This window comes from Paenibacillus periandrae (genome assembly GCF_022458865.1).
In the GTDB taxonomy this organism is placed as follows: Bacteria; Bacillota; Bacilli; order Paenibacillales; family NBRC-103111; genus Paenibacillus_S; species Paenibacillus_S periandrae.
The window spans coordinates 223,687-248,424 of the sequence record NZ_JAJNMU010000013.1; the positions used below are offsets into that span (position 1 = coordinate 223,687).

At 45.8% G+C, this 24,738-nt stretch carries 17 protein-coding genes; 2 read left to right on the plus strand and 15 right to left on the minus strand.

Annotation, left to right across the window (positions count from 1 at the left end; genetic code table 11):
- Positions 1–21: 21 nt before the first annotated feature.
- The 5 genes from LRL21_RS22800 to LRL21_RS22820 all read right to left on the minus strand — a co-directional run bounded on the left by LRL21_RS22800 (position 22) and on the right by LRL21_RS22820 (position 8,244).
- Entirely contained in the window at positions 22–1,626 is a 1,605-nt protein-coding gene (locus LRL21_RS22800; protein ID WP_240418084.1) for a response regulator, read from the minus strand.
- A gap of 15 nt (positions 1,627–1,641) precedes the next feature.
- Entirely contained in the window at positions 1,642–3,408 is a 1,767-nt protein-coding gene (locus LRL21_RS22805; protein ID WP_240418085.1) for a cache domain-containing sensor histidine kinase, read from the minus strand.
- A gap of 101 nt (positions 3,409–3,509) precedes the next feature.
- Positions 3,510–5,951 (minus strand): family 43 glycosylhydrolase, encoded by a 2,442-nt coding sequence (locus LRL21_RS22810; RefSeq protein WP_240418086.1) that lies wholly within the window; start codon positions 5,949–5,951, stop codon positions 3,510–3,512.
- A gap of 551 nt (positions 5,952–6,502) precedes the next feature.
- The gene (locus LRL21_RS22815; RefSeq protein ID WP_240418087.1) at positions 6,503–7,357 is read right to left on the minus strand and encodes an SDR family NAD(P)-dependent oxidoreductase; all 855 of its coding nucleotides are present in this window, start codon (positions 7,355–7,357) and stop codon (positions 6,503–6,505) included.
- Positions 7,354–8,244 carry an NAD(P)H-binding protein gene (locus LRL21_RS22820; RefSeq protein ID WP_240418088.1) on the minus strand — a complete coding sequence of 297 codons (891 nt, stop codon included), beginning with the start codon at positions 8,242–8,244 and terminating at the stop codon, positions 7,354–7,356. The genes LRL21_RS22815 and LRL21_RS22820 overlap by 4 nt, the downstream gene beginning before the upstream one ends.
- 149 nt (positions 8,245–8,393) lie before the next feature.
- Between LRL21_RS22820 and LRL21_RS22825 the strand changes: the two genes are divergently transcribed.
- The gene (locus LRL21_RS22825) at positions 8,394–8,945 is read left to right on the plus strand and encodes a TetR/AcrR family transcriptional regulator (RefSeq protein ID WP_240418089.1); all 552 of its coding nucleotides are present in this window, start codon (positions 8,394–8,396) and stop codon (positions 8,943–8,945) included.
- A gap of 167 nt (positions 8,946–9,112) precedes the next feature.
- Positions 9,113–10,120, plus strand: a complete 1,008-nt coding sequence (locus LRL21_RS22830) for an aminoglycoside phosphotransferase family protein (RefSeq protein ID WP_275900851.1) — start codon at positions 9,113–9,115, stop codon at positions 10,118–10,120.
- Between the two features lie 159 nt (positions 10,121–10,279).
- Here LRL21_RS22830 and LRL21_RS22835 read toward each other — a convergent pair whose 3' ends face one another.
- From LRL21_RS22835 to LRL21_RS22880, 10 genes are all read right to left on the minus strand, one after another.
- Positions 10,280–11,812, minus strand: a complete 1,533-nt coding sequence (locus LRL21_RS22835) for a sulfatase family protein (protein ID WP_240418090.1) — start codon at positions 11,810–11,812, stop codon at positions 10,280–10,282.
- A gap of 46 nt (positions 11,813–11,858) precedes the next feature.
- Positions 11,859–12,755 carry a carbohydrate ABC transporter permease gene (locus LRL21_RS22840; RefSeq protein ID WP_240418091.1) on the minus strand — a complete coding sequence of 299 codons (897 nt, stop codon included), beginning with the start codon at positions 12,753–12,755 and terminating at the stop codon, positions 11,859–11,861.
- Between the two features lie 15 nt (positions 12,756–12,770).
- Positions 12,771–13,718 carry an ABC transporter permease gene (locus tag LRL21_RS22845; protein ID WP_240418092.1) on the minus strand — a complete coding sequence of 316 codons (948 nt, stop codon included), beginning with the start codon at positions 13,716–13,718 and terminating at the stop codon, positions 12,771–12,773.
- An 85-nt stretch (positions 13,719–13,803) separates the two neighbouring features.
- Positions 13,804–15,393 carry an extracellular solute-binding protein gene (locus LRL21_RS22850; RefSeq protein WP_240418093.1) on the minus strand — a complete coding sequence of 530 codons (1,590 nt, stop codon included), beginning with the start codon at positions 15,391–15,393 and terminating at the stop codon, positions 13,804–13,806.
- 109 nt (positions 15,394–15,502) lie between these two features.
- Complete coding sequence (locus tag LRL21_RS22855; protein ID WP_240418094.1) at positions 15,503–17,110, minus strand: response regulator transcription factor; 1,608 nt, start codon at positions 17,108–17,110, stop codon at positions 15,503–15,505.
- On the minus strand, positions 17,085–18,845 hold the full coding sequence (locus LRL21_RS46345; RefSeq protein ID WP_240418095.1) for a sensor histidine kinase: 1,761 nt from the start codon (positions 18,843–18,845) through the stop codon (positions 17,085–17,087). The genes LRL21_RS22855 and LRL21_RS46345 overlap by 26 nt, the downstream gene beginning before the upstream one ends.
- Before the next feature lie 353 nt (positions 18,846–19,198).
- On the minus strand, positions 19,199–19,432 hold the full coding sequence (locus LRL21_RS47350) for a TM2 domain-containing protein (RefSeq protein ID WP_240418128.1): 234 nt from the start codon (positions 19,430–19,432) through the stop codon (positions 19,199–19,201).
- 267 nt (positions 19,433–19,699) lie between these two features.
- Positions 19,700–20,440, minus strand: a complete 741-nt coding sequence (locus LRL21_RS22870; RefSeq protein ID WP_240418096.1) for a hypothetical protein — start codon at positions 20,438–20,440, stop codon at positions 19,700–19,702.
- Between the two features lie 2 nt (positions 20,441–20,442).
- Complete coding sequence (locus tag LRL21_RS22875; RefSeq protein WP_240418097.1) at positions 20,443–21,588, minus strand: SPFH domain-containing protein; 1,146 nt, start codon at positions 21,586–21,588, stop codon at positions 20,443–20,445.
- Positions 21,589–21,796: 208 nt separating this feature from the next.
- Positions 21,797–24,508: a CAP domain-containing protein gene (locus LRL21_RS22880; protein WP_240418098.1), complete on the minus strand. Its 2,712-nt coding sequence runs from the start codon at positions 24,506–24,508 to the stop codon at positions 21,797–21,799.
- Between the last annotated feature and the right edge of the window lie 230 nt (positions 24,509–24,738).

A 24,738-nucleotide genomic window follows, 5' to 3' on the forward strand; every position in this document is an offset into this window, starting at 1 on the left:
CCACATATATGACTTTCCATTCTACTTTTTTGACGGTTTCCGACTATCGATGTACACCTGCGGCGTCATACCCATAATGATCTTAAAAACTTTAAAAAAATATGTGTAGTTCGTAAAGCCGACTTGACTGCTAATGTGCTTCATGGAATAGGAACCGGATTCCATCAGCAGGCAGCTGGATTTAATACGCACGCGGTTTAAATACTCCGTGAAGGTCATTTGCGTTTCCTCTTTGAACAGTCTGCTTAGATAGGAAGAATTCAGATTAATGGCACTTGCCGCCATTTCCAGAGAAATGTTCGAAGCATAATGATCCATAATAAATTGAACAGCTTGTGAAATATGACGAGAGTAGGGTCCTCCTGCATGCTGCTTCTTTACAGCATCAACAATACTTGTATAGTAATCCGATAACCACTGCTCAAGCTCATTAACGCTTCTTAAACGTACAAGCTCACTCCGCGCAGTAATTATCCTGTTACCTTCTATGGTTACATGAGGAAAATGCCGCTTCAGCGACTTTTCCACAATACGAAGCATTTCGCTGACAATAATTTGTACCGTCATGGCGTAGTAAGGCTGATTGCTGACCGTTGCAAAAATCGATCTGATGACTTGTTGAATCTTTTCCCCGTCCAACTGCTCCAAAAACAGCAGCAACTGCTTCTGTTCCTCGATAAGCAGTGTATCTCTCTGGGGAGATGCGCCCAATTCCTGAAAGTACTTGTCGTTCATCTGCTGGTTTGCTCTGCTATAGCTGGCGGCAAGCTGCCGCAAACTCCCGCATATCGGCCCAATTGCATACACACATTGTAAATTTACAAACTTCTCCAGAGCATGGGAAAGGCTGCTCATGGCTTGATTCATTTGGGCAGAAACCGTGTGTTCACTTCTTTCTGGTGAGGAAAACAGGACAATAAAGCGTCCTTCCCCCACATAGGCTGCCGTCCGCTTATGAATGTCCCCTACCGCCATCTGCATAACATCTGTGACCTGCTGCACAAATCGGTTCTTTTGCACATCCGTATAAGACTCTGTCAACAGTAAAAAGGGGACGATTTGTACCGCAGCAGTTACGTAATTGACAGAATGGGTAAAGAGCTCATTCTCCTGCGCATAACGCTGCAGCTCTTCCCCTGCCTCTGGTATCTCCCTAGCCAGGTTTGCAGCATATTCTCGGAGAATAATAGGACTTAGACGCTCTATCATTTTCGTTTGAACACTGCGGGCCTCAGTCTCCCGTTCTTCGTACTGCAAATGTTGAACCGCTTTATTCAATAACGACAAGAGTGCTGTCGGGTTCAAACGATGCTTGAGTAAATAGTCCATCGCTCCGTTCATCAGGCAAGTTCTCACATAATCGTAATCGTCAAAGCTGCTAAGCATAATCATTTTAACCCTTGGAAATCGGTTATGGATAATGCTGCTCAATTCTACACCATTCATGATCGGCATACTCACATCCAGAATCGCGATATGTGGAGCCTGCTGCTCTATGAGGGAAATGGCCGTAGCTCCGTTATGAGCTTCACCACATATTGTAAAACCGTGCTTCTCCCAATCAATCAAGCTTTTCACATCGTTGCGTGCTAAGGCCTCATCGTCAACCAGTACAACCTTAAACATACTTCATCCCTCCTGTCACACACTTTCCGTACCTGGCAGCAGCGGAAATCGGATTTCCACCTTGGTATACTTCTCAGGCTCACTATTAACAAATACGCCGTATGGCTCCCCGTACAATCGAACTATACGCTCGTGTACATTTCGGACACCCATGCCGCTAAAGCGTGTATAGGTTTCGCCCTTGTTCATATCAAACAGAGCCTCAATTTGTTCATTGGACATGCCTTTGCCATTATCCCTGACTTCGAGTCTCAGCTCTTTCTGCTCTTCATATACCCGAATCCATACCAAGCCTCCATGCTCAGCAGAAGCAATTCCATGTATAATGGCGTTCTCTACAATAGGCTGCAGCATTAACTTTAAAACACGGTACTGCAATAACTGTTCATTCTCGATTTCTATATGGACATCAATAGGTTCCACGTATTTGTATTTTTCAATATTTACATAGCTGCGGACATAGTGCAGTTCCTCCTGCAGCGTAAGAAACTCATTGGAATTGCCCAGCACGCCGCGCATGAGCTCAATCAAGGATTCCGACACCTCTTCAATGTTCGGTACCCCATTTAATTTGGCCAAATATTTGACTGTATTCAGTGTATTATACAGAAAATGAGGACGGATTTGAGCTTGTAAAACAGCCAGCTCTGCCTCATGCTTCTGCTTCTCGCTCCTCTTTATTCCCTCGAGCAAGCGCTTAAGCTCTTCTACCATACTCTTGAACACCTGGTACAGCTGACCGATTTCGTCCTTGGAACGAATCTCTACGGCCAGCAGCGTCATGTTCCCTTCACTTACATGCATCATCATGGATTTAAGTCTTCGAATATTTCTTGTCATTCTTGAGGAAACCTGCAAAGAACTAAATAAGATAATAATAAATACAACAATAGCTACTTCAGCTAATACATTGCGGATCCGTACCGTTTCACTTAGCAGTGATTCCATAGGAACGAGCGCCAGCGTGGACCAACCTGTATAATCCGATTTCCGGCTAATGACAAGGTACGACTTTTGATCAATCACCTTTTCGACCGTAGCGCCCAGGCCGACCATTTCTTGATTTAGCCTGATGATCGTTTTCCTTTCAAGCGAGCTATTGTTGGGTTGGTATATGAATTCATTGTTTTCGTCTACAACAAACAGCATGCTATCCGGGGTTGGTTTAACATCATAGATCTTCTTAATAAACTCACTATTGAGGTCAAACAACACAACACCGATCGCTTCCCGGTTATAGCGAATCTGGCGGCCGGTGACAATGGAATCATTAGAGCCTGTTTGATGAAAATAAACATGACGAGAACTACTTTGTTTTAAATAGTCCATCATGGGTGTTTTTATGACATTTTTGTCAAGCCAAGGAGATCCGACGAAAAAGACCTTTTCGTTCAAGCCAATGACAGCAATTCGCGAGATATATCCCTTATAGGCAATGACAGCGGACATAAACTCCTCGATCCGCTTTTGTTCTTGAAACCACTCGTAGCTTGCTTCCTCTGTAGTGCTTAGCAGCGTATCAAGCACCGTTTTATTGGTTATGACAACCGTGTTTAAGTGATCTATTTCCTCCAGTCGGATATTTAAGGATTCGTCCGCTTGCCGTATGCTATCCAGCACTGAAGAAAACGCATTGTTCTTAACGGTTTCTCTCATATACAAATAAACAATACTCGTCACAGCAACGATTCCAAGCAGCGTAACCAGACTAAATGCAACAAAGATTTTCCCCTGAATGCTTCTTGTGGGCGAAATCAACTTTTTAACAGAGAAAAACTTCATTAACTGGCAGCTCCCTTCATCTCAAACGCTTTCATGATTTGATCCTAAACAGCCCGCTTTCTGAAGGAAGACGGACTGTTTGGCAAATTCGTACGAGCAGTTCACTTACTTGTAATCTTAATATTATCGAACATAAATGATCCCTTGGTACCCGACCGAATGCCTGCCTTGCCGGTTGTAAATACATTAAAATCCACATAATCAATGCTGGGCTTGGATTGCTTGTCAAGGAACACCTGAATACGGCTGCCTTGAACACGGACCTGAATATGATAGGTTTTATTATTTTCTAATTTTAAATCTGTTTTTTGAAGCAGAGTGGAATTATAGTTTAATTTCTTTAAAGACATTTGATTGCCAGTAAGAGAAATATAGTAACCCGTTAAGCTATCGATAACCTGAGCTTTGTGAACCGATTCATTGCTAACACGAATCAGTAAGCCACCCTCGCTGTTCGGCTGTGTATGCAGCCCCAGTGTAAGTTCCGCTTCCACTGAATAATCACTCCAGGTAGTCTTTCCTGTAAACGCCATATTGGTTTGATCGGAATCCGACTTCATCCCCCCTTGACCGACGGTCCATCTGTCGTTGTAGGTCCAGTCACTGAACAAACCGTTTGCCAAGTCACCGCCCTTACCAAGAGGATACACCAAATGGACGGGCTTGTCTTCAACCCTGTAAAGATCAAAGCCCATAAGATCGGCCCTGCCCTTCACCAATTTAAGCTTGAAGGTATGCAAATCAGACTTGAGAGAAAGGATGCCGCCGCCTTTTACTTTAGTCCATTCCGATACAGCAGGCTCATACAGAGCAGGCAGGGGAACATCGATATTTCCCAAAAATTGATCATCCGAATAGACAGCCAATACCGCCGCTTCCTTCTGATTCATCAATCGTACATCCATTCCATAGGTCGCGGCTTCCTTAACATTAATGTTGTACTGCAGCCAGTCTCCTATGTGGCGCAGCTCAACGTAATACGAATTGTCTTTTACTTTGCCAATAAGAGTTTGATCATCGGGGCGTATAGGGTTTGGAGACATTGTATCATGGGTCATCTGGTACCCTCTGCCCTCGCCTTTCAGGTAATGCACCGCTTCAACACTTCCCGGCAGCGGCTTGTAGGCGTCATAGTCACTTGATCCATTGACTTCATTGCTAAAGGCCGTATAATCGGGATGCAGCGTCAGCCCCTCATATATATAACCGATTCCGCCTGCGCCCAGATCCTCGAGCTTTAGCTCCAGCTTGTGCATGCCATCGAAATAAACAACGGTCAGTGATGGATCCTGCTCAATGCGAAGCATATGCAGATTGGACAGATCCAGGGTAGAAGGTAACGCAGCGGTTCCCATAGTGCGTCTTTCCCCATTGATCACTTGAATCAGCTCCAGCTTCATGTCTGCAGCATGAACAATAGCCATGGCGTAATGCTTGTCATCCCGGTAACCGAACACGGCTCCAGCGTAAGCCCTTTCATTTTGCCCGGCAGCATCTGCTTTGAAATTAAATTCCGCAGTGAAGCTAGCATCCGTCTGCTGCTTGCTCGCTACGATTTGTACATCTCCATGTGATTGCTTGTTCCAGTTCGTTTCCATGCCTTCTTTTTGAATCCATGTAGAGAAGTCAGCTTTTCCAGGCGCCTGCTGTGCAAAATGAGTAGGACCCAGCACACCCAATTTATCTCCATTAAAAACCAGCCTGTCAAGATTCAGATACCGATCATGTCCTACACCTGGGGCAATCGGATTCTTGTTATTGTGATAAGCGATGTAATACGAATCCAGATTCGGCCCAATGACTGTTGTGCTGTGCCCCAGCCCGTGAAAATCGTTGGTGGTGCTAATGATTAAAGGATTGTTATAAGGTGTTGTAAAATCGCCAAGCGGGCCATTCGTGGAGATGGCATAGTTCACCCTGTAGCCTGCACTCATAAGGTGATTGCCGGATTCCATCATAAAATAGGTTCCGTTTCTCTTGATCAGCGTTGGCCCTTCCGTCCAGTGATCCATGCTCGTTCCCGTTAAAACCATTTCGGGCCCAAACGTGTAGGGGTCCATCATTTCCCGCCCGCGAATCCCTTTGGAACCGGCATGATAGAAATACCACTTGCCATCATCGTCAATATGAATCGAGCCGTCGATGCTCATCCCCAGGTTGTCCGTCTGTATAGTGAATGGACCTGTTGGACTGCTGCTCTTAAGGACATAGTGTCCTTTTCCATCCGGGGAAGTCACCATGTAGAAGGCTCCGTTCCAATAAATCACCTCCGGGGCGTACGCCATCTTTAAACGGTCGTCCTTAGCCACAATGCCTTCGTAATTCCAGTTCACCAGATCCACCGAACTCCATGCGCGGACGTCTGATAGACCGAAGTGAGTGCTGGGATACAAATAATACATACCGTTGTATTTCAAAATATAAGGATCTCCTGCCGGATAAGATTGTCCGTTGCGGGGATCGTTGGCATATTGCTCCTTGGCTGTTGCCATCAATGTCATACTATTGGTATAGGTTTTCAGGTCCTTTAGCTTTTCAATCATTCCCGTACCCTCCATGCTAACAGCAGTTGTTTGTGTGGTCTCCGTCGACTTAAATAGCAAGATTGCTGAAATCCCTCCCACGATCAATAGACACAAGACCGCAAGCCTTTTAAAATTCACACGTTCACTCTCCTTTATCCCAATATCATGCACCATACATCAGAAAAAACATGAATCCATCCCGATCAGGAGCTTGATTCATGTTGGTTTCTTAATCAGAACAAGGCTCTATGCACATCCCCTATCCATCCTCAGAAATCTTCCCCCATAGCCACCCGCACTATCATGCGTACTTACTAAAGCAAACTGTGTTTACGGTAATTATATCGTGGTTTACACCACTTCTTAATAGAGAAAGCGGTACATCAGGTGAGGAAAAGGGACTTAAAGGGGTCACCTTACGAAACGGAAAAAATCGTACGCTAAACAATTCATTACATGAAAAAACCAGACCCTTTATTCTACAAAGGAATTCCTTTTGCGGGATGGCCTTTGCTCGATATCACTCCGTTCTTGACAAAGCATTCTCTATCGCTAGACAAGCGGCTCGGTTAGTAACTTGTCAGCCCTTCGCACAAGGTCCACAGTTTGTTACCCGCTCCTTCGTCAAACTTGGTCTGAATCGGTACGATCTGCTTCTTATCATCGAAGAACACGCCATTTGCGCGCTCTATTTCTTTCGCAGACGCCAGATAAACCCCGATCCCGCATTCTGCTTTGACACTTGCGTTCATGATAGGTGCAGCGAGCCTTAGATACCAAGGCGCGTTCCTCGAAAGATTGGATTTCACAAACCCCGGATAAAAAGCGTTGGAGGTCACTCCCATTCCTTCCAAACGCTTTGCCAATTCGAAAGCAAACAGCGTCTTGGCGAACAGCGACTGGTTGGCTGCACGCATCCCGCTATACTGATGCTCCATTTGAATATCCTCGAAGTTAATGACGGGATTCTTCATAAATCTAGGGTTACCCGACACTGTGATAACGCGTGCAGGTCCGCTTTCTTGGAGGATGTCGAGCAGCCGGTTAGTCAGCAGATAATGACTAAGCACATTGACCGCGAACATACGATCAATCCCCTCTGCCGTCAATTCCTTCTTAAAATAGACTGCACCACAAGCATTAACAAGCACATGCAATTGATCGTATTTCCGCTTGATCACGTCACTGACTTCCCGGATCGATGACTGTAGGGAAAGGTCCGCCGCCACCCAATCTCCCCTGCTGTTGCCTGTAGCTTCTGAAATATCCTTTAATGCAGTTTTTCCACTTTCCGCACTTCTGCTGATGATCACGACCTTGGCGCCAAGTCGGGCTAGTCCCGTTGCGATTGCTTTACCTACTCCGGACGATCCTCCCGAAATTAAAAACACTTTGTTTTTAATATCCGTAAGTGTTTGGTTCATCGTCTCTCCTCCCTGTATGCAACAGCAAAAACTTTAGCGAATTCTACGAGCTTGACTTTGCCAAGGTGGTAGTCGGTGGCGCGGAGACTGGCGTAAAATTCATCGGGACTCTCACCAGCGCGGCTCATTTGGGCGAAGCGGTTAGCGGTGTCTTCGTAGAAGCCTAGTTTTATCATATTTTCAACGAGGGCCAAGTCAGGGATTTGTTGGTATTTGGCTTCGATCCCATTCTCGGCAAGAGCCTTGAGCCAGTCGTTGCCTGTGGCCCAGTCGCTAACGACGAATTTGGCGCTTTTGCCCGCTGGGGTGCGATCAATCAGGTCGTAAGCGACGTCCGCAATATCAATGGGGCTGACCCAACCGTGCGTGATATTAGCCGAAACTGGACTAAAGAGGGTTTGCATCGTTTTGAGGCTTTGCATGTCGGCAAAAAGATTGCTGTAAAAGCCGACAGGACGAATATGAGCAACGTTCACGCCTTCAAGCGAGTTAAGCGCGTCTTCTGCAAAATGATAGCTGTAAAGGATGCCAGCGTTAGGGTTGTCGGCGCCGACTGAGCTGAGGTTGACGACGTTTTTCACGCCCGAATTTTGCACGGCGGTCTTATAATTTTCAGAGAGCTCGATTGCGCTCTGCCACATGTCGATGCCAGAGGTTGGATTGATACCTGAAATCATGAGATAAACAACGTCGTTGCCTGTGAAAGCCCGGGTAAGAAAGTCGACGTCTCGGTTTGAGCCGACTGCTGATTTGGCACCGAGCGCTTCGATGTTGGCGATACGATCACTAGAGCTTGTAATGACCGTGACGTCGTGTCCGTCAGCGATGAGGCGTGGAAGATAGTAACGATTAATATTGCCAAGTGAGCCGAGTACTATGATTTTCATTGTGTATTCTCCTTCTGTTTGATAAAATAGTGTCACAAACTGACATTTGAAACCATTGTATACCCGAGGGGTTTTTATTGCAAGAAAAAATGTCACAAACTGACTATTATATTTTTCTTCCATTAATCACATAAATAGGAATGATAAAAATGAAAAGCAAAGAAAAATTACAGGCGGCGGCCGCCAAATTATTTATGGAAAAAGGCTATGAAAACACAACTGTGCAGGAGATTGCGAGTCTTGCGGGTGTGACGGAGCGAACCTTTTTTCGGCAGTTCAAGGACAAGTCTGACGTGCTTTTTGACACGAACAATGAGCTGGGGCAGGGAGTCGCGGCTTTTATCACGAACAATTTTGACGTCGAGAAAAAACCGCTGAAGCTTGCAGTTGAAGGCTTTGTGTCGATTTCCGAGTTTTTCGATGGCTCGCGGGAGAGGGTGCTAGCGCGAAATCAAATTATTCAAAGCAACCCTGATCTGCAGGAACGGGAGCTGTTGAAGGGGCAGGTGCTCATTGCGTCTGTCACAAACTCGTTATCTGCCACATATGATAGCGATCTGTCGGAGCTTGCCGCGCGATTTGCGGTTGAAATTTTTCACATGGCATTTATTAAATGGATTAAAAGCGCTGAGAAAAGCCTTGCGGAGCAGCTGCTCACTGTTTATGAGTTGTATGAGCACTCGTTTTGTTGCGTGGATTGAAACACCAAAAATTTCGCCGTCAATTATGGTACGGTCCACCGCACTGTCTGTAACGGCAACTTTTTAATGGTTCTTAGGCGCTAGGCCATACACGCTCCCCTCTCCATGAATAACTTAGCATAGCTGTATGCACCACATTTTTTTATTGAAAGAAGCGATGTTGCCCCATGGCAAATGCCTATTCCAAAAACCGAGTACGCAAAATTGTCCGCCGCTTCGGCCTCATTCCGTCGCATTCAGACTCAGTCGCGTCTCTTTATCGAAAGAATGCCATTGTCCGAGTACGGACGAAAAGTGGAACCTATGCGATGAAGCCCTTTTTCCGAAGTAATTTACTTCGCTCAGGTACAATTGATCAAATAAAAACAATGGCAAACTATATACATCTCCTGACGAATAATGGCTTCAATTCCATGCCTGAATGGCTCGCGAGCAATTCCGGAAAGTTATGGACTTTAAACCAAGGAAGGCCCTTCTATGTAACCACATGGATCCATGGAAGAAGTATGGAAAATCAAGAGGATTTTGAAAAGCTTGGACGAGTTCTTGCTTCCTTGCATACTACATCCAACCTTTCCTCTCCTATTCATGGCCTCTTTTTTGATCTTATCCGTTTATGGCAATACAAAGACCGTCTCTTTCGCAGAAGGATGGCAAAATCAAACTACACGAACAGATGGACCCGCAGATGGTATAAAAAGTTCGGGGAATCCTGTAACCAGATTTCGGATCGGACCTGGACCGAAATAAAGAGCCCTGAGATTGTAAACTTTTTGGAGCAGGAAAAGATACGTCCCGCATTAATACACAGCGATATTACTTCACAGAATGTTATTATTGCCAATGACGGACAGCTCTTCATTATCGATTGGGACCGCATTAAATTAGGATCGATCTATGCTGAATTAGCAACAGCCCTCATGAACACGACTCGCTTTAATCCCGTTTTCATACACGCATTGTTAAAAGGGTACGAAGAAATCCGTCCTTTAGACCGGACCGAACGTAAAATGATTTCTTGCTTGTATCGATTACCCCGAGAAGCTTGGTTAGCCGCCCAGTTCCCTCAAAACGTGAGGAGCCGTAACATGTTAGATATTATGGAGCAAACATGGCTTCTCCGATTGAAGGCAATGGATTTATTAAATGAATGGGAAAATCAGCAGGGAGAGTAACTGCGGTCTCGCAGCTCACCCAATCGGTTAAAACGAGGGGAAGCACTCACATTAACGGTTCATGCTATAAATATTTAGCCCTGCTGAATAGTCTGATATTGCAAAAAAGCCGCCCGTTTTTGTTGGCGGCCATGAAGTGACATTGCAGTACTTCCCTTTTTATTGAGTTTGTTCTCCATACTTCTCTCTCATTGACTGCATGGAGATCTTTATCGTGTTGTTCAACGGCAGCTGATCTTCTTTATTCATAGTCCATTGCAGCAGCTTTCGCTCTAGCATGGTTCGGATCCTCGAGCATGCCGGATCATCAATGCGGTTGTGAAGCTCATGAGGGTCCTGCCGCAAATCGTACAGCTCGCCCTCCCCATTTGCATAGACGCACAGCTTCCATTCATTCGTACGAATGGCCTTGCCTTTCCCTATCCAAGCATCCAAATACGCACACCAGACAAAATACCGCTCGTCAAAAGGATGCTGCGGTCGAAGCGTAATATCCGACGCTTTCACAGGCTCTCCGTGCTCTCCACTTTCAATGACAATAAACTCACGGGGGGTATATTGAGGGTTACCCTGCAGGTATGGCGCAAGGCTTCGTCCCTGGCATCCCGGCGGTATCGGCACACCGGCCAATTCGAGCAGCGTCGGCATAACGTCGATGAGCTCGACCGGATGCGGCGTACGCTTCGGACCCGCATACCCTGGGGTCGACATAATAAACGGTACATGATTAAACGAGTCGTAAAAAAAGTTTTGCTTTTGAATGATACCGTGCGCTCCCATGGAATCTCCATGGTCGGACGTGAAGATGACAATCGTATGCTCCGTAAGTCCGAGTTCATCCATCTTAGCAAACACCTTGGCCAGAGTATCGTCAATAAAACGGATCATGCCGTAATGTATAGCGCGCACTTGGCGAATTAGCGCTTCGTCGGCCGTATCCATCGCATCCATCAGGTGCGCAACCTTTACCCTCTCCGGTTTGCCCTCCAGAGTATCCACGGGCGGCATCGGTACGTCAGCCGGATCAATCATGCTTGCGTACGGCTCTGGCGCTTGATAAGGCGTGTGCGGATCGGGAAATGACAGCCAGGTAAAAAAAGGCTTCTCTTCATCGCGGACATTATCCAGATAATCCAGCATCGTTTCTCCCAGCAGAAAGGTGCCACACTTGTTCAAGGGAGCTGGATTGGTGCCGTGGCCAAGCGGACTGTTCCAGCAATGCTTCACGGCCCATTCATGTGCAGCTTTTACGTCAGGATCATCACGGTACCCGTCCACCAGATGCCCGTGCTCACCAAGCCGGACGTAGTCGAATACTTCGTACAACGTACTTGGCTGCTCAGGAATTCCTCCCGGATAATACGATTCGTTATTATTCATAAAGGCGTGGTTTTTACCGATGATCGCGGTCTGATAACCATGCTGCTTCAGCACCTGCGGCAGTGTGACTTCAGCTGGATTAATAAGCATATGGTTAGCATGAAGGTTCAACGTCGAGCAGTAGCGTCCTGTAAACATAGAGGACCTGGAAGGTGAACACGCTGGATAGTTGCAGAAGGCCTGCTCAAACACGACCCCACGCTGCGCCAAACCTTCCAATGCCGGTGTCCGTAATGCCGGATTGCCGTACAAGCTCAACGTTTCCGCCGTCTGCTGGTCTGTTTGGATTAACAGAATATTAGGTTTTTTCATGCTCCAAGTCCCTTCGAGTTTGGTGAGTTTTAAGCTCTTTAAGATGTTAGCCCTTAATCGAACCGATCATGACACCTTGCACAAAATATTTTTGAACAAAAGGATACAACAGCAGGACTGGAATACTGGACACGATGATGACCGAGTATTTAATGCTTTCCGCCATCATAACCCGTTCCGTCATGCCCGCTCCGTCGAGACCCATGTTATCCGATTGATTAAGGATGAGAATTTCGCGCAAAATCAACTGAAGCGGAAACAACTCCCGGTCTTTTAAATAAATCATGGCATTGAAATACGCATTCCAGTGACCCACGCCATAAAACAATACCATTACCGCTATAATGGGCATCGATAAAGGGATTACGATGGTCAGCAGCAATCGGAAGTTAGATGCCCCATCGATCCAGGCCGATTCCTGAAGCTCGAAGGGTATACCATTCTGAAAAAAAGTCCGCATGACGATAAGATTATAGGTTGAGATAGCGCCGGGTATAATCATTGCCCAGACGGTATTGATCATTCCGAGCGATTTAATCAGAAGATATGTCGGGATCAGTCCCCCGCTAAAAAACATCGTAATCGTGATGATGAACATTAACGCCGTGCGTCCCGGTAAATCTCTTTGCGAGAGCGGATAAGCCGCCAAAATCGTCAGTACGATATTAATGAAAGTACCGATCAATGTGTACAGGATCGTGTTGCGAAAACCGCTCCAGATCGACTCATTCTCAAACACGTGCAGATAAGGAGTGAAAGTAAACCCTTGAGGCAACAGCCACACCTTGCCATCAATAACGCTTATCGGATCGCTAAAGGAAGCGCTGACTACAAACAAAAGCGGATACAGTACAAGCAGAAGCACAACCCCGGCAATGGTATAGACGAGTGCATCAAAAATCCGATCATCACGAGAACGAACTGCTTTGGATTCATTAACCACTATTCTAGTCTCCTCCTACCATAAGCTGGATTCCGTTTTTTTACGCGCCCAAGCGTTCACGGCAATGAGCAGCACAAAATCGATCACCGAGTTAAACAGACTGGCTGCAGCCGTATAGCTGAACTGGCCTTGCTGAATCCCGTTTTTGTAGACGAAGGTGGCCAATATCTCGCCTTTGCTCGCGTTAACCGGATTTTGCATCAACAGCGCCTTCTCGAAGCCCACATCCATCAAATGCCCCATTTGTAAAATAAACATAATCATGATCGTCGGCAATAAGCCAGGTAATGAAATATGCAGCACCCGCTGCAGCCGGGTCGCCCCGTCCATTTTGGCCGCTTCGTATTGAGTCGGATCAATGCCGCTTAGTGCGGCCAAATAGATGATGGAGCTCCAGCCCATATGCTGCCACACGTCGGAGGAAACGAATATCGTCTGAAACCATTCCGCCTTGCGCATGAACGGGATCGGATCGACACCAAATAGTACGAGCAGTTGATTGACCTTACCCGTTTTCAAATCGAGAAACACATTGAGCATGCCAACGATAACCACCAGGGATAAAAAATGAGGAATATAGGTAACGTTTTGCACCCATTTTTTTAAACTTTTATTATGGATTTCATAAATCACCAGTGCCAGCAAAATGGGAATCGGAAATCCGACCACCAAGGAGTAAAGGCTTAGCGATATTGTATTCCACAGCAGCTCCCAGAAATAAGAAGATTCAAAAAAACGTTCAAAATGCTTGAAGCCCACCCAGGGACTGGAATTAATACCCCGGCTTGCCGAGAAATCCTTAAAAGCGATCTGGATCCCGTACATCGGAACATATTTGAACACGATGTACCAAATGAATGGGATTGCCAGCATGATATAAAATTCATATTTGGATAATATCCGCCTCCAAAGCTGATGTCGCGGTTTATTTCGTACCGTCGACGCTATCATTTGCGTGTTCATGAACGGATCACTCCCCACAATCTAGATGGGGCAGGATTGCCGGTTGGCAACCCCGTCCCGCAAAACCTCCAATCTCGGCAGACATTTATTTATTCATTGCATCGAAGGCTGTTTGATACGCTTGCTCAAGCTCGTCGATTTTCATCTTTTTCAATGTTGCCGTATATTCTCCCCACTTATCGAAGCTGGTCTCACCCAAAATGAATTTGATCGCCGACTCCTGAACAAATTTGTCAATATCGGCTTTAATCGGTACGACTTTATCCGTAGCTTCTTTATTGAATATAGGCGAACCATACATCACTTTGGAGGTGAATTTCTCCGAAACGGCGGAAACTTCTTTTGTTTTATCGCTTAACACAATGTCATCAACAATGATCGTCGGGAACCCGCCGCCCGGTACCAGATTGACTTGACCCAATGCGGCCATAAACCCGCGAGGATCGTTCTTAATACTGTCCATGATGACCGGCTTACCATTTTTCATCGTATAGCTCTGTCCTTCAATCCCGTAGTTGAAAAATTGACTCCCCTCTTCGCTGTAAAAGTAATCAACCCAGCGAATAGCGGCCTCAGGGTTTTTATTGACCCTTGTGATGGCAAAAGTGCCGATAGGCGACGCGAGTGGGCTGCCTGTGCTGAGCAGCTGATCGCCATGAGGCCCTTTAATGGGAGCCATACCCGCAAATTGGTTTTCGACCTTGCTAAATGGATCAGATGCATAAATAAAGAACATGCCGTATAACGCTTGTGACAGATTGCTGCGCCACTTCGGCAGATCCTGGGCATAAAAGTCTGCATAAAGCAGCTTTTCGGCATACAGCTTATTGAGGAACATCAGAAGCTCCTTATACCTGTCGTCACCAACCCATAGCTTTACCTTATTGTTATCGATATTGGCGTTGGTCCCAAGTTGGCGATCCAAGCCGAACGAGCCGGCGAATGTGCTAAATACCATACCCGGATCGCGCAATCCAAGCGGGATCTCGTCCTTTTTGCCGTTTCCGTTCGGGTCTTGATCGCGGAAGGCTCGCAGCACTGTGAACAGCTCATCGACATTGGTCGGCGCTTTCAGATTCAGCTTTGCCAGCCACTCTTGATTAATCCATATTTTATCTCCGCGTCCTGCGGCCTGAAGGCGAATTACCGGCAAGGAGTAGATGTGGCCATCTGTAGCTGTAACCGTTTTCTTGGCTTCCGGATATTGATCGAACAGCTTTTTCAGATTAGGCGCATATTTCTCAATAAGACCTTCTAAGGGGATCAGCATTTGCTCCTGCATCCCGTATTTGGAGATGTCCGTATTGCTTAAATCCGCCCTCAGGAACACGTCCGGCAGCTCATTGGAGGCGAACAGCAGGTTACGTTTCTCTGGGCAGCCTTGCGTTGGTGTTTCCTCATAAGCCATTTTAATGCCGCTTTTTTTCTCGTACTCCTTCAGCACCAGGACATCCTTCCATGCCGCTTGGTTGGGATCTTTACAGCCAAATACCCGCATGGATACATCGGACTTGACGATTGGGAAACCGCTTGCATTAAATACCGAATTGGCCTTGTCACCTGCAGCTGCTGGTTCTTCCTTAGTAGCTTTGTCTCCAGACGAGCAAGCGCTGAGGAGGGAGGATACAGCCATTATTGCTGCAAGCGTTGTTGTTAGCATTTTCAAATGTCTCATACAATTTCAGCCCCTTTTCTCTTCCTATTTCTAACTGAAATCATTATAGACTGTAGAGGAAGGCGTCAGCGTACTACATTTTTATAATAAACATCAAATTATTGCTATATTACTTTCCATACTTGCTCGCATACACGTGAGGCGTTTCTCCGATATGCTCTTTGAACACTTTAATAAAGTAGCTATAGCTATTAAAGCCGACCTTTTGATAAATTTCTTTAATCGAGCAGGCTCTCGTACGAATTAGCTGTGTGCTCCGTTCGATCCGGTAAGACGTTAAATATTCGGTGAAGGTCGTTTCGGTCTCCTCTTTAAACAGTCTGCTGAGATAAGATGGCGTGATCGTCAGCTGGTCGGCCGTTTCCTCCAGAGTGACTCCGTGCCGGTAATTCTGCTGGATTCTCTGAATAGCTTGAGCTACATAACGGGAATAACGGACAGACGTTTGGACCAGGCGCAGCTCGGCCAACAGCTTCCCAAATAATAGTTGAAGGTCGCGTTCGAGCTCCATCGCATTCTTCGGAGCAATCGGGCTGGCTTTCATTTCCTGAAAAATCCACTCCGAGTCCAGACCCGCTTTTTGTGCGATTTTGACGGCAAGCTGTATGAGCTCAGCACTGGCACGTGTACTCCCGCGAGAGAAAGCGACCTCATCTGCTGCGCAAGTCTTGGCGATAGCCCGGATAATCCGTGACATTTCTTCGGTATCGCAGGCTTCCGCGGCTGCAAGCAGTTCTTTTTCTTGGCTAATGGAGACGTAGGATACAGGAATCCCTCCCGCCCGTAATGCCTTTGGCGTATATCCCTGCAGTTCGTCCAGCTTAAGCTGCAGGCTGGCATACTGAGCCGATACCGATGTGAGTGAGCGGAACATGCCGGTTTGGACAAAAAGAGCCGCTGAATTAAAATACAGTTCAAGCGATTTCCCCAGCCTTGCTTTTTTCGCTTCAATCCATTGAAGCAGATCGTTTTCACTTCGTTCGTTCTCCCTGGATAGCAGCACACCGAAGGATCCCCGCTCCAAATAAACGACGCAGCCTGCTTCCGCTATAATTTGCAAGGACATGTCAGTAACAGACCGAATAAACAAAGTCAGCTCCTGCTCGTTCATCCGCATATGCAGTACATCGAAATTCACCAGCTTCATCAACAGCAGTACGTGCACCTGGTCATCCCTTCCATAGGGGAGGTCCTTAAAATACTCATGATATTTATTCTGCTCAGCGGTCGTACCGGCACCGATTAACAGTTCTTTAAGATAGCTTTGACTAACCGCAGGACCAGCAGCCTCCCATTTCAAGCGCTCCCGCTGGCGGTCGTTGTGCTGCTTATGCTCAACCTGCAGCTTCGCCTTAACCTTCTCCAGCACATGAATGAGTGTGTCTGCTGAAAGCCGGTGCTTCAGTAAATAGTCCATGGCACCAAAATGCAATGATCCTCGAACGTAATCATAGGAATCGTAGCTGCTGAGGGCTATGATTCTTATTTGAGGATAGCGCTCGGATAAGTGACGAATTAGCTCGATACCGTCCATCCCGGGCATATTCATATCAACAATCATCAAATGAGGGTTTATTTCCCTAACGAGCTGAAGTGCTTCCAATCCGTCTCCCGCTTCAGCGCATAATGTAAAACCACATTGTTCCCAATCAATAATGGACCTTAGGTGGTTGCGAACAAGCAGTTCGTCATCAACGGCTATGACTTTCAATAACATGGCTTTGCTCCCTTCTCACTTGGGGAATTGTAATTTCTACTGTCGTAAACACCCCGACTTGACTGTATACCTTTAGCCCATAAGGCTCACCGAAGGTAAGCTGCAGCCGCTCCCTTATATTACTAAGTCCTATGCCCCCGGATTGACCGGGGTCTGCATGTCCATGATGATTACATAGCCCTTCAAGTAGATCAGCGGATATGCCGATCCCATCATCCGTTACGCTAAGCCTAAGTTGTTCCGGTCCGTCGCAATATACCCGAATCGATATGGTGCCTTCCTGATCTGTAGTCGCGAGACCATGATTCATCGCATTTTCGACTATTGGCTGCACAATCAACTTCGGGATGAGACAATCTAATGCCTCGTCCTCTACCTTTACGTTCACCGTAATCCGATCTAAAAATTTATATCGCTGGATGCGCACATAACGTTCCACCTGCTCAAGCTCCTCCTGGACCAGAATCATCTCGCGTTTCGGATCGATGGCAAATCGCATCAGCTCAATCAGGGAACCAGAGATTTCCTCGATATTGGCTGCATGCTGTATCCGTGCCAAATATTTGATCGTATTCAACGTGTTATATAAAAAATGCGGCTTGATCTGAGCCTGTAGTGCTCGATATTCGGCTTCACGCCGCTCGCGCTCCTCAGACTTGACCTTATGCAGCAGCTCCTGAACATGATCCATCATGGAGACGAACATTTCACTAAGCTGGCCGATTTCGTCGTCATTCTTGATCCGGGGCCTTGCATTGATATGTCCCTCCCTAACGAGCTTCATGGCGCTATGCAACCGCTTTATATTTTTGGCCATCTGTTTAGAGAGGAAAATGGAGATGAGCAAAACGGCAATAAGCACGACAACTGCCATTGTAATCGTCTGACTTCTGATGCTGTTCACCTCGCTCAATAACACATTTAACGGTACCATCGCAATAGTTGACCAGCCGGTATATGCCGATTGGAACTGCACGACCAAATACGACCGGTTCTCCATTACGAGCTTGCTGCTTTTCCATTGACCAGGAACTGCCCCGGAAAGCAGGGAGATTAGCTCCTTATCCTGAAGCTGAGTACGTATTCTCTCAGATCTGGAATCATAAATAATGGTTCCGCTTTCATTTATGACTGAAACAACCGTTTCCGATAACGGCTCGATGTCGTAAACCTGCTTGACGAGATTTGGATCAAAATCGACAATACATAGTCCGATTAGATCCCCATTTGACAGCACAGGACGTACAAGCATGATCCGCCCGTTGCCGGATGGATCAAAGAGCAGATGCCTCCGATTCTCGCGGATGCGCGGGTCCCCCCAAAGCGATTTTACAAATTCTGGATTCCCCCTGCGGTTGCCGGTATAGTATACCAAATCTCCCTTGCCGATAACGGTGATCTGCTGCACGTAATTTTTGAAGGCAGTCATGGAGCTTAGAAACTCCTCTACTGCTTTCTTTTCCTTAAACCATTCCAGCGTGGGTGCCTCCGTCTGACTCAGGAGACTTTGATGAATTAAATCCCGAATCACTATGGCTTTGGCCATATTATCGACCTCCTCGACCATCGACTGCAGGTTCGTATTCGCCCCCTGGATACGGTCTGAAATATAGGAAGTCGCGTTACGCTCAATGACCTTGGCTGAATTGTAGTAAGAGCTATAGGCAATCGGGATAATTGCAAGAAGAACAGCCAATCCGAAAGCGGTGAACATCTTTCCTTGGATCGTTTTCACTAATGACGCCCTCCCATGAAGGTATGATTGTTTAGGGATATAATTCTTTATAGTAGGTTATTGTATCACAAAAAAATTTCTAGACTATTCCTAATATTGTTGCTGTTGAAAGAATACATTTGATTAATCACTCAGAAAAAGATAATCAACAAGCCAAAACTACAGTAATATTAAACAGTTACCTGAACGTTCCCTAGAAGTCGTTTTCAACAAAGAAAAAGACAGATGAGAGCTTGTTGAGCTCCTAACTGTCTAATTCATTCCATGGTATACGTCTTCAATAAGGTACGATATGATTTGTACTTTTCAGAAAGCATGATCAGGGCTTTTGGGGAGCTTATCATTAAATGGACTTAGATCCTCTTTCCATATTTCCTGTTGAATGACTGGTCACTCGACGTAAGGTAAACAATCCCTTCAACTAGACCGATGATTGACGGGATTCCTGTCCAACAAAAAAGTAAATACACGATGCCCAATACTACATTATCCAAATAAAAATGGTGTACCCCCAAGCCCCCAAGTAAAATGGCAAGGATGCCGGCAGTTGACTTGCTTTTGTTGGAAACATATATGTTGCTATTCATATTGTTCATATTGTTCATATTGTTCATATTGTTCATGTTGTTCATATTGTTCATGTTAGGGTTATTCATATTGTTCATGTTGAGCCCAGCCGGCACGGTTTCCACTTGCCCGGAGGGATTTGGAGTTTGCTGCCGATTTGAAAATTGAGGCTGGCTAACAGAGATGTTTTCTCCACAATATTTACACTCTGTTACATTGGGGCCGACCGGAGCTCCACATGCTGGGCAGTTATTTGTGCTCATAAGAACATCTCCTATCTATTATTACTACCTTACATTTAATACTTCCCTGTTGACAATAAGTGCTCGGGTTTCATCAATCAGCCTTTGAATATCAACCCTATTTTTAACTAATGTATTAGGACGCATATATAATTGCAAGTAATCCAAATTGCTCCGGATTGTATTTTCGAGTTCAAGAACTGCGCTGTTTCCAGTAATTCTTCCAAAAGGAGTTGAAGCATGAATCCGCTCTTTTAACGCTTTGAATGAATGAATAATGGGCAAGATTCCCTCGACATGTTGTTCTGCGGTAAGCGAGGCTTCAATATACATTAGCTGCATATGGATGGATGTCTTATTCGACTGCTCCAATTCCACCTGGTACTCATTATCTGACTCACGCTTGGAAAAAAATAATAAAACGGAAAGCACACCGATGACAGCCGCCAAAGCAAGCAATTCCCAACCTATGTACCACACCGTGCTTCCAACAATAAACCATACAGAAATGAGATTAGAAAGAGCCAAATACATGATGGATACGGTAATAGTCGCTATTGGATAAACAATACCTGTTCCCCTTGACAATAATCTTGGAAAAATTACAGAAGCACTGAACAAACTTAGTCCTATCAGCAAAACCACGGACATAAAAGCTAGTTTTACAGGCGCAAGAAACAACAAACCGGAGAACAACCTAATAAAGATCACGATAACCGCAATGCCAAAAACCAGAACCCCCAACAATTTAAGCGATCTGGCCAATGAAAAATTGAAATTACTCATCCTCATTCCTCCAATTTAGTGCCGCAATCTGAACAGAACTTGGTTCCAGGCTTATTATCGGTATGGCATCCGGGACAAGTTTTATGCAGCATCGATTTGCCGCAGTTTGAACAAAACTTGGCATTCTCATCCACTGCAGTGCCGCAGGAGTAGCAGTCGATTTGGGCCGTTACAAGCTTTTCTCCACAGCTGCAGCAGAATTTAGCTCCTGACTCATTCATTTCCCCGCACTTTTTACATGCTAGTCCTTTAACGGGACTTTTCATCACATTACCTGCCGTATTGGAAAATAAGTTCCCCATCGCCAGACCCGCTCCAGCACCAAGACCTAAGCCCATACCTGCCGCAGCCATACTTCCTCCACCTTCATTGCCAGCCGCAGTTTCCATGACATCAAATGAGCGTTTAACCTGATAACGATTATCTCCTATAATGTCGAAAGCGGCCTTTTCACCCAATATTTTATTGATCGCATCAAAATCCTCATCTGGAAAATTAATCGACGACAAATTGAAATTAACGATTTGAATTCCATAACGTTCGAACTCACCGGAAAGACTTTCTAGAGAGGTCTCTGATATTTCCTCCAACCGCGGGGCTATTTCAAGTACAGATATTTTTTGGTTAATAATGGTATCTGCGATAATTGTTTTTACCTTAGTCACAGTAACACCTTTGAAAAAGTTCATTATTGTATCGTACTTAACGATCTGATCATCGCCAACAGCACCTATAAGCTCTGTTAAAAATACACGGTAATCCGTAATTTTAATTCCAAATTGTCCGAACGCGCGTACTCTCATCCTGACTGAATATTTGGGGTCGATTAAACTGATCGGATCATTTGTTCCCCAGAAAACGTCAAGCTTCACGGTTTTGTTTATAAAAAATACTTCTGCAGTGAAAGGAGTCCGGCCACCAAAAGGAATATTAATTAAGGATTGCAAAATGGGGATATTGGGGGCGTTAAGCGTATAGGTACCTGCTGAAAAATAGTCGAGCGCTTTGCCTCCTCTAACAAACACAGCAATTTGGCCTTCACCGACAATAAGCTGTGTACCATAAACAAAGCTTTCACCAGGATACCGATAAACCAGCCAGTTACGGTTGGCTATTCCATTAAATTTTATGACATCAATAATTGCCAAAATTATCTCACTCCTACTTTGCCGCTTCCAAACTTTGTCACCTAATTGTATTACACCTCACCTCTTTTAATCAATTATTAATTTCATTAAATGTAAGATGTTAGTGTTTGAAACACGACTATTTGTCCTTTTGCTTCAGCCGCATTCCACGCAAAAGAGGCCAGTCCGCTGAATAGGAACTGACCCTTTTGTAACGATTCGGTTTAGGTTAAGGCTTGCTGTTCGGCGAATGGACTCGTAGAGCATACGTAGCCTTATCAGTTCTAACAAATACGTTGATATCATCAGGCTGCAGCGGATCGGAGACCAGCTTGAAATGTCCGCTGCTATCCACATGTACCGTATAGGTTTGCAGGAGCTTCCCATCCCCAGCCAAATTAACCACTTTATCCAGTTGGATCGGCACGTCTTTACCTTCGTAATTCTTAAGCGTTCCCTCCACCGTGATCGTATTATCCTTATTATAGGTCGCGGTGATTGTTCCATTCACAGCTACATTCCGCTGCTCCGCCACCTGCGGAATTGCCGGTGTCTGGGCTGCAGCCGGTTTGCTTCCTTCGGCGGGCTGAGTAGGCTTGACAGGTAGTACAGCGTTTAAAGATGGCAGCTGCTCCTTGGGACTCGGGGCAGTCGGACGGGACTTTAGCTCCTTCATCAGCGGACGCATATTTTTAATGAATTGCAATGCTTCCGCTCGCGTCAAATTATCATTCCCCAAGTACCCCTCAATACTGCGCCCGCTTTTGCCGGTTGAGTACCCTTTTGCAAGCAAATATTGAATAGCGTCATTGTTAGAGTAGTAGTACCCGTCTGCCCCTGTAATCAGTTCGGCTACAGCTAAACGACTCATTGCTTTATTTCTGAGCTTGTTATCTGTGTATCCTTGAAGTGCGCCGTTCAATGATTTGGCATGTAGATACCACGGATCGGCCCAATGCTTACCTTCGATATCCTTGCCTGTTTCTTCCTTGACACTGACACCGTAAGCCCGAAACAGCATGGCCGCAAACTCGGCTTCTGACACATCATGATCAGGCCGAAAGGTTCCGTCCTCAAATCCATTGATCATATTTTGTTGGATTGCCCACCGAATCGTCTCTGCGGCCCAATACGTCACGTCCACATCCTTGAACGGCAAAGGATTGGAGCTCGACTGAGAGCCTGTGCCCATGTTGGGTGCCTGGACGGTTACTTTGATTGTGGCCTTCAAGCCTTGATAGCTGACTTCGATTTCAGTGTCCTCTGTAGCGGAAATCGCCGTAATACGTCCCCCCTCCACTTTGACTTGATTCGGATTCGAGGAGCTCCATTGAGCTTTGTCACTCACATCTTCCGTTGTACGATCATCGTTAAGCAATGCAGCCTTAACACGAACCGATTCATCAACCTTGAGCGTCAGCGACTGCGGGTCAGTAGACAAACTAAGGAATCCGGCTTGCTTCGTTATAAAAGACCATGTTTTATTGATTGGTGTCGTTATGTTATTGTGGACCACATCAGCCTCAATATGTACGGTATAGGTCATATTTCCCTCAAGCGGGTCCTTCGGAATCAGAAAAATAAAGTTTTTGTCCCCGGAGGCCAAATTCGATTCATCCGTATGGTAATAAGGAATTTCATTGCCGTTCTTATCCTTAATGGCAGCTGATTTAAATACCAAATTCCCGGCGAGAGGTCCATTCGAGATGGAGATCGGATATCCAACAACTGTGTTTTCTTTGGCATGAGGCCTTAGCGGATTCGGAAATTCAGCTGCGAACCAGCTCCGCGGAACATCCGTTTGATTCGGATACGGATAGTAGACCTGAGACAGGCTGTATTTATCCTCATCCACATTCGTACTGCCCGGATTAATGACTGTACTGAGTCCTGGGCCCTCTACATTAATACCGACTCCTACTTCTGAATAATTCGGATCCAATAGAACGATCCGGTGATAAGGGGCATCAAGCAGCGACCGAACCGCAGCATTATTGTCATTGGCCATGAAGGCAATGGTTTCCCCTGATTGAAAGAAAGCTCCCCATTGGGAATTAATGTAACCGAAAGCCAGCATCCGCTCTTGCGGTGAAATCCCGGTAAAGCCCGTTTGACCCGCCTGCTCATTATGAGCATCAAGGCCCATTGCGAGAATTTGCTGTTGACTGAAGGAATTCAAATAATTGCTGTGCGCCTGCGAGGCTTTATCGAGCTTGTCGTTCTGCTGAAGCGGTTGGACTCCAACAGCTTGTCTTATTTCATTAAGGTATCGGATCGCTGATTCCTTCTGCTGGTTAATAAGAGACAGGCTTTTGCCGCTGAATGGATCCGTACTGTTACTGACAAACACAGTGGCCGTAGCTTGCATCGTACCGAAGACGGCTGTAATCGTTGTTTTCCCCTGCTTACGGGCTGTGATGCCGCTCGGGCTTACAGTGGCGATGTCAGGGTCAGAGGAGGAATACGTCGCCTTATCTGTAACGGTAATCGTATGGTAATTGTATCCACCCTTTAATGTAAAGGTACGCGTCTCCCCTGTATGTAATGAATAATTGGGCGTGTCAAACGACAGATTCATCGGACTTAACACCTCGAAGGTCTTCGTGCCTGACACTCCGCCATACACAGCAGTGATGATCGTACTGCCAAATAGATTGCCGGTAGCGGTCCCATCGGCCGTCATCGTTCCGACGTTCGGGTTGCTGGAAGAGTAGCTGGCAGATGCCGTAACGTCCTTCTCCGTACCATCGTCCATTGTAGCTAGTACCTTGTATCGCACCGGAATGCTGTAAGGCAATCCTCCGGCACCATAATACTGGTTGTTAACAGGATTTTCCTCAATCCGAATGTACGTAACATTGGCAGCCTCGGCGAGCGAGGACGAGACAATAAGTCCGAAACAAACGAATAAGATCATAAAGCTTTTCATAAATGTCCTCAATGTTTCTTTCTCCTCTTTTTGAAATCTTGTAATAAATAAGTTAATCGGTTCAAAGGGTTTCGATTATTAGATTAGTACCACCTGTATTCCATATTTCATTTTTAGCCAGAAATCATTATATCAGAGAGCACTACTCACTTACTATCTATGATCTCATTCACTGAGAGTATCTTCGAATAATTTGAATGCCGCCGCATGATGATAAGCTTGTTTAGGAAGGACATAATTCC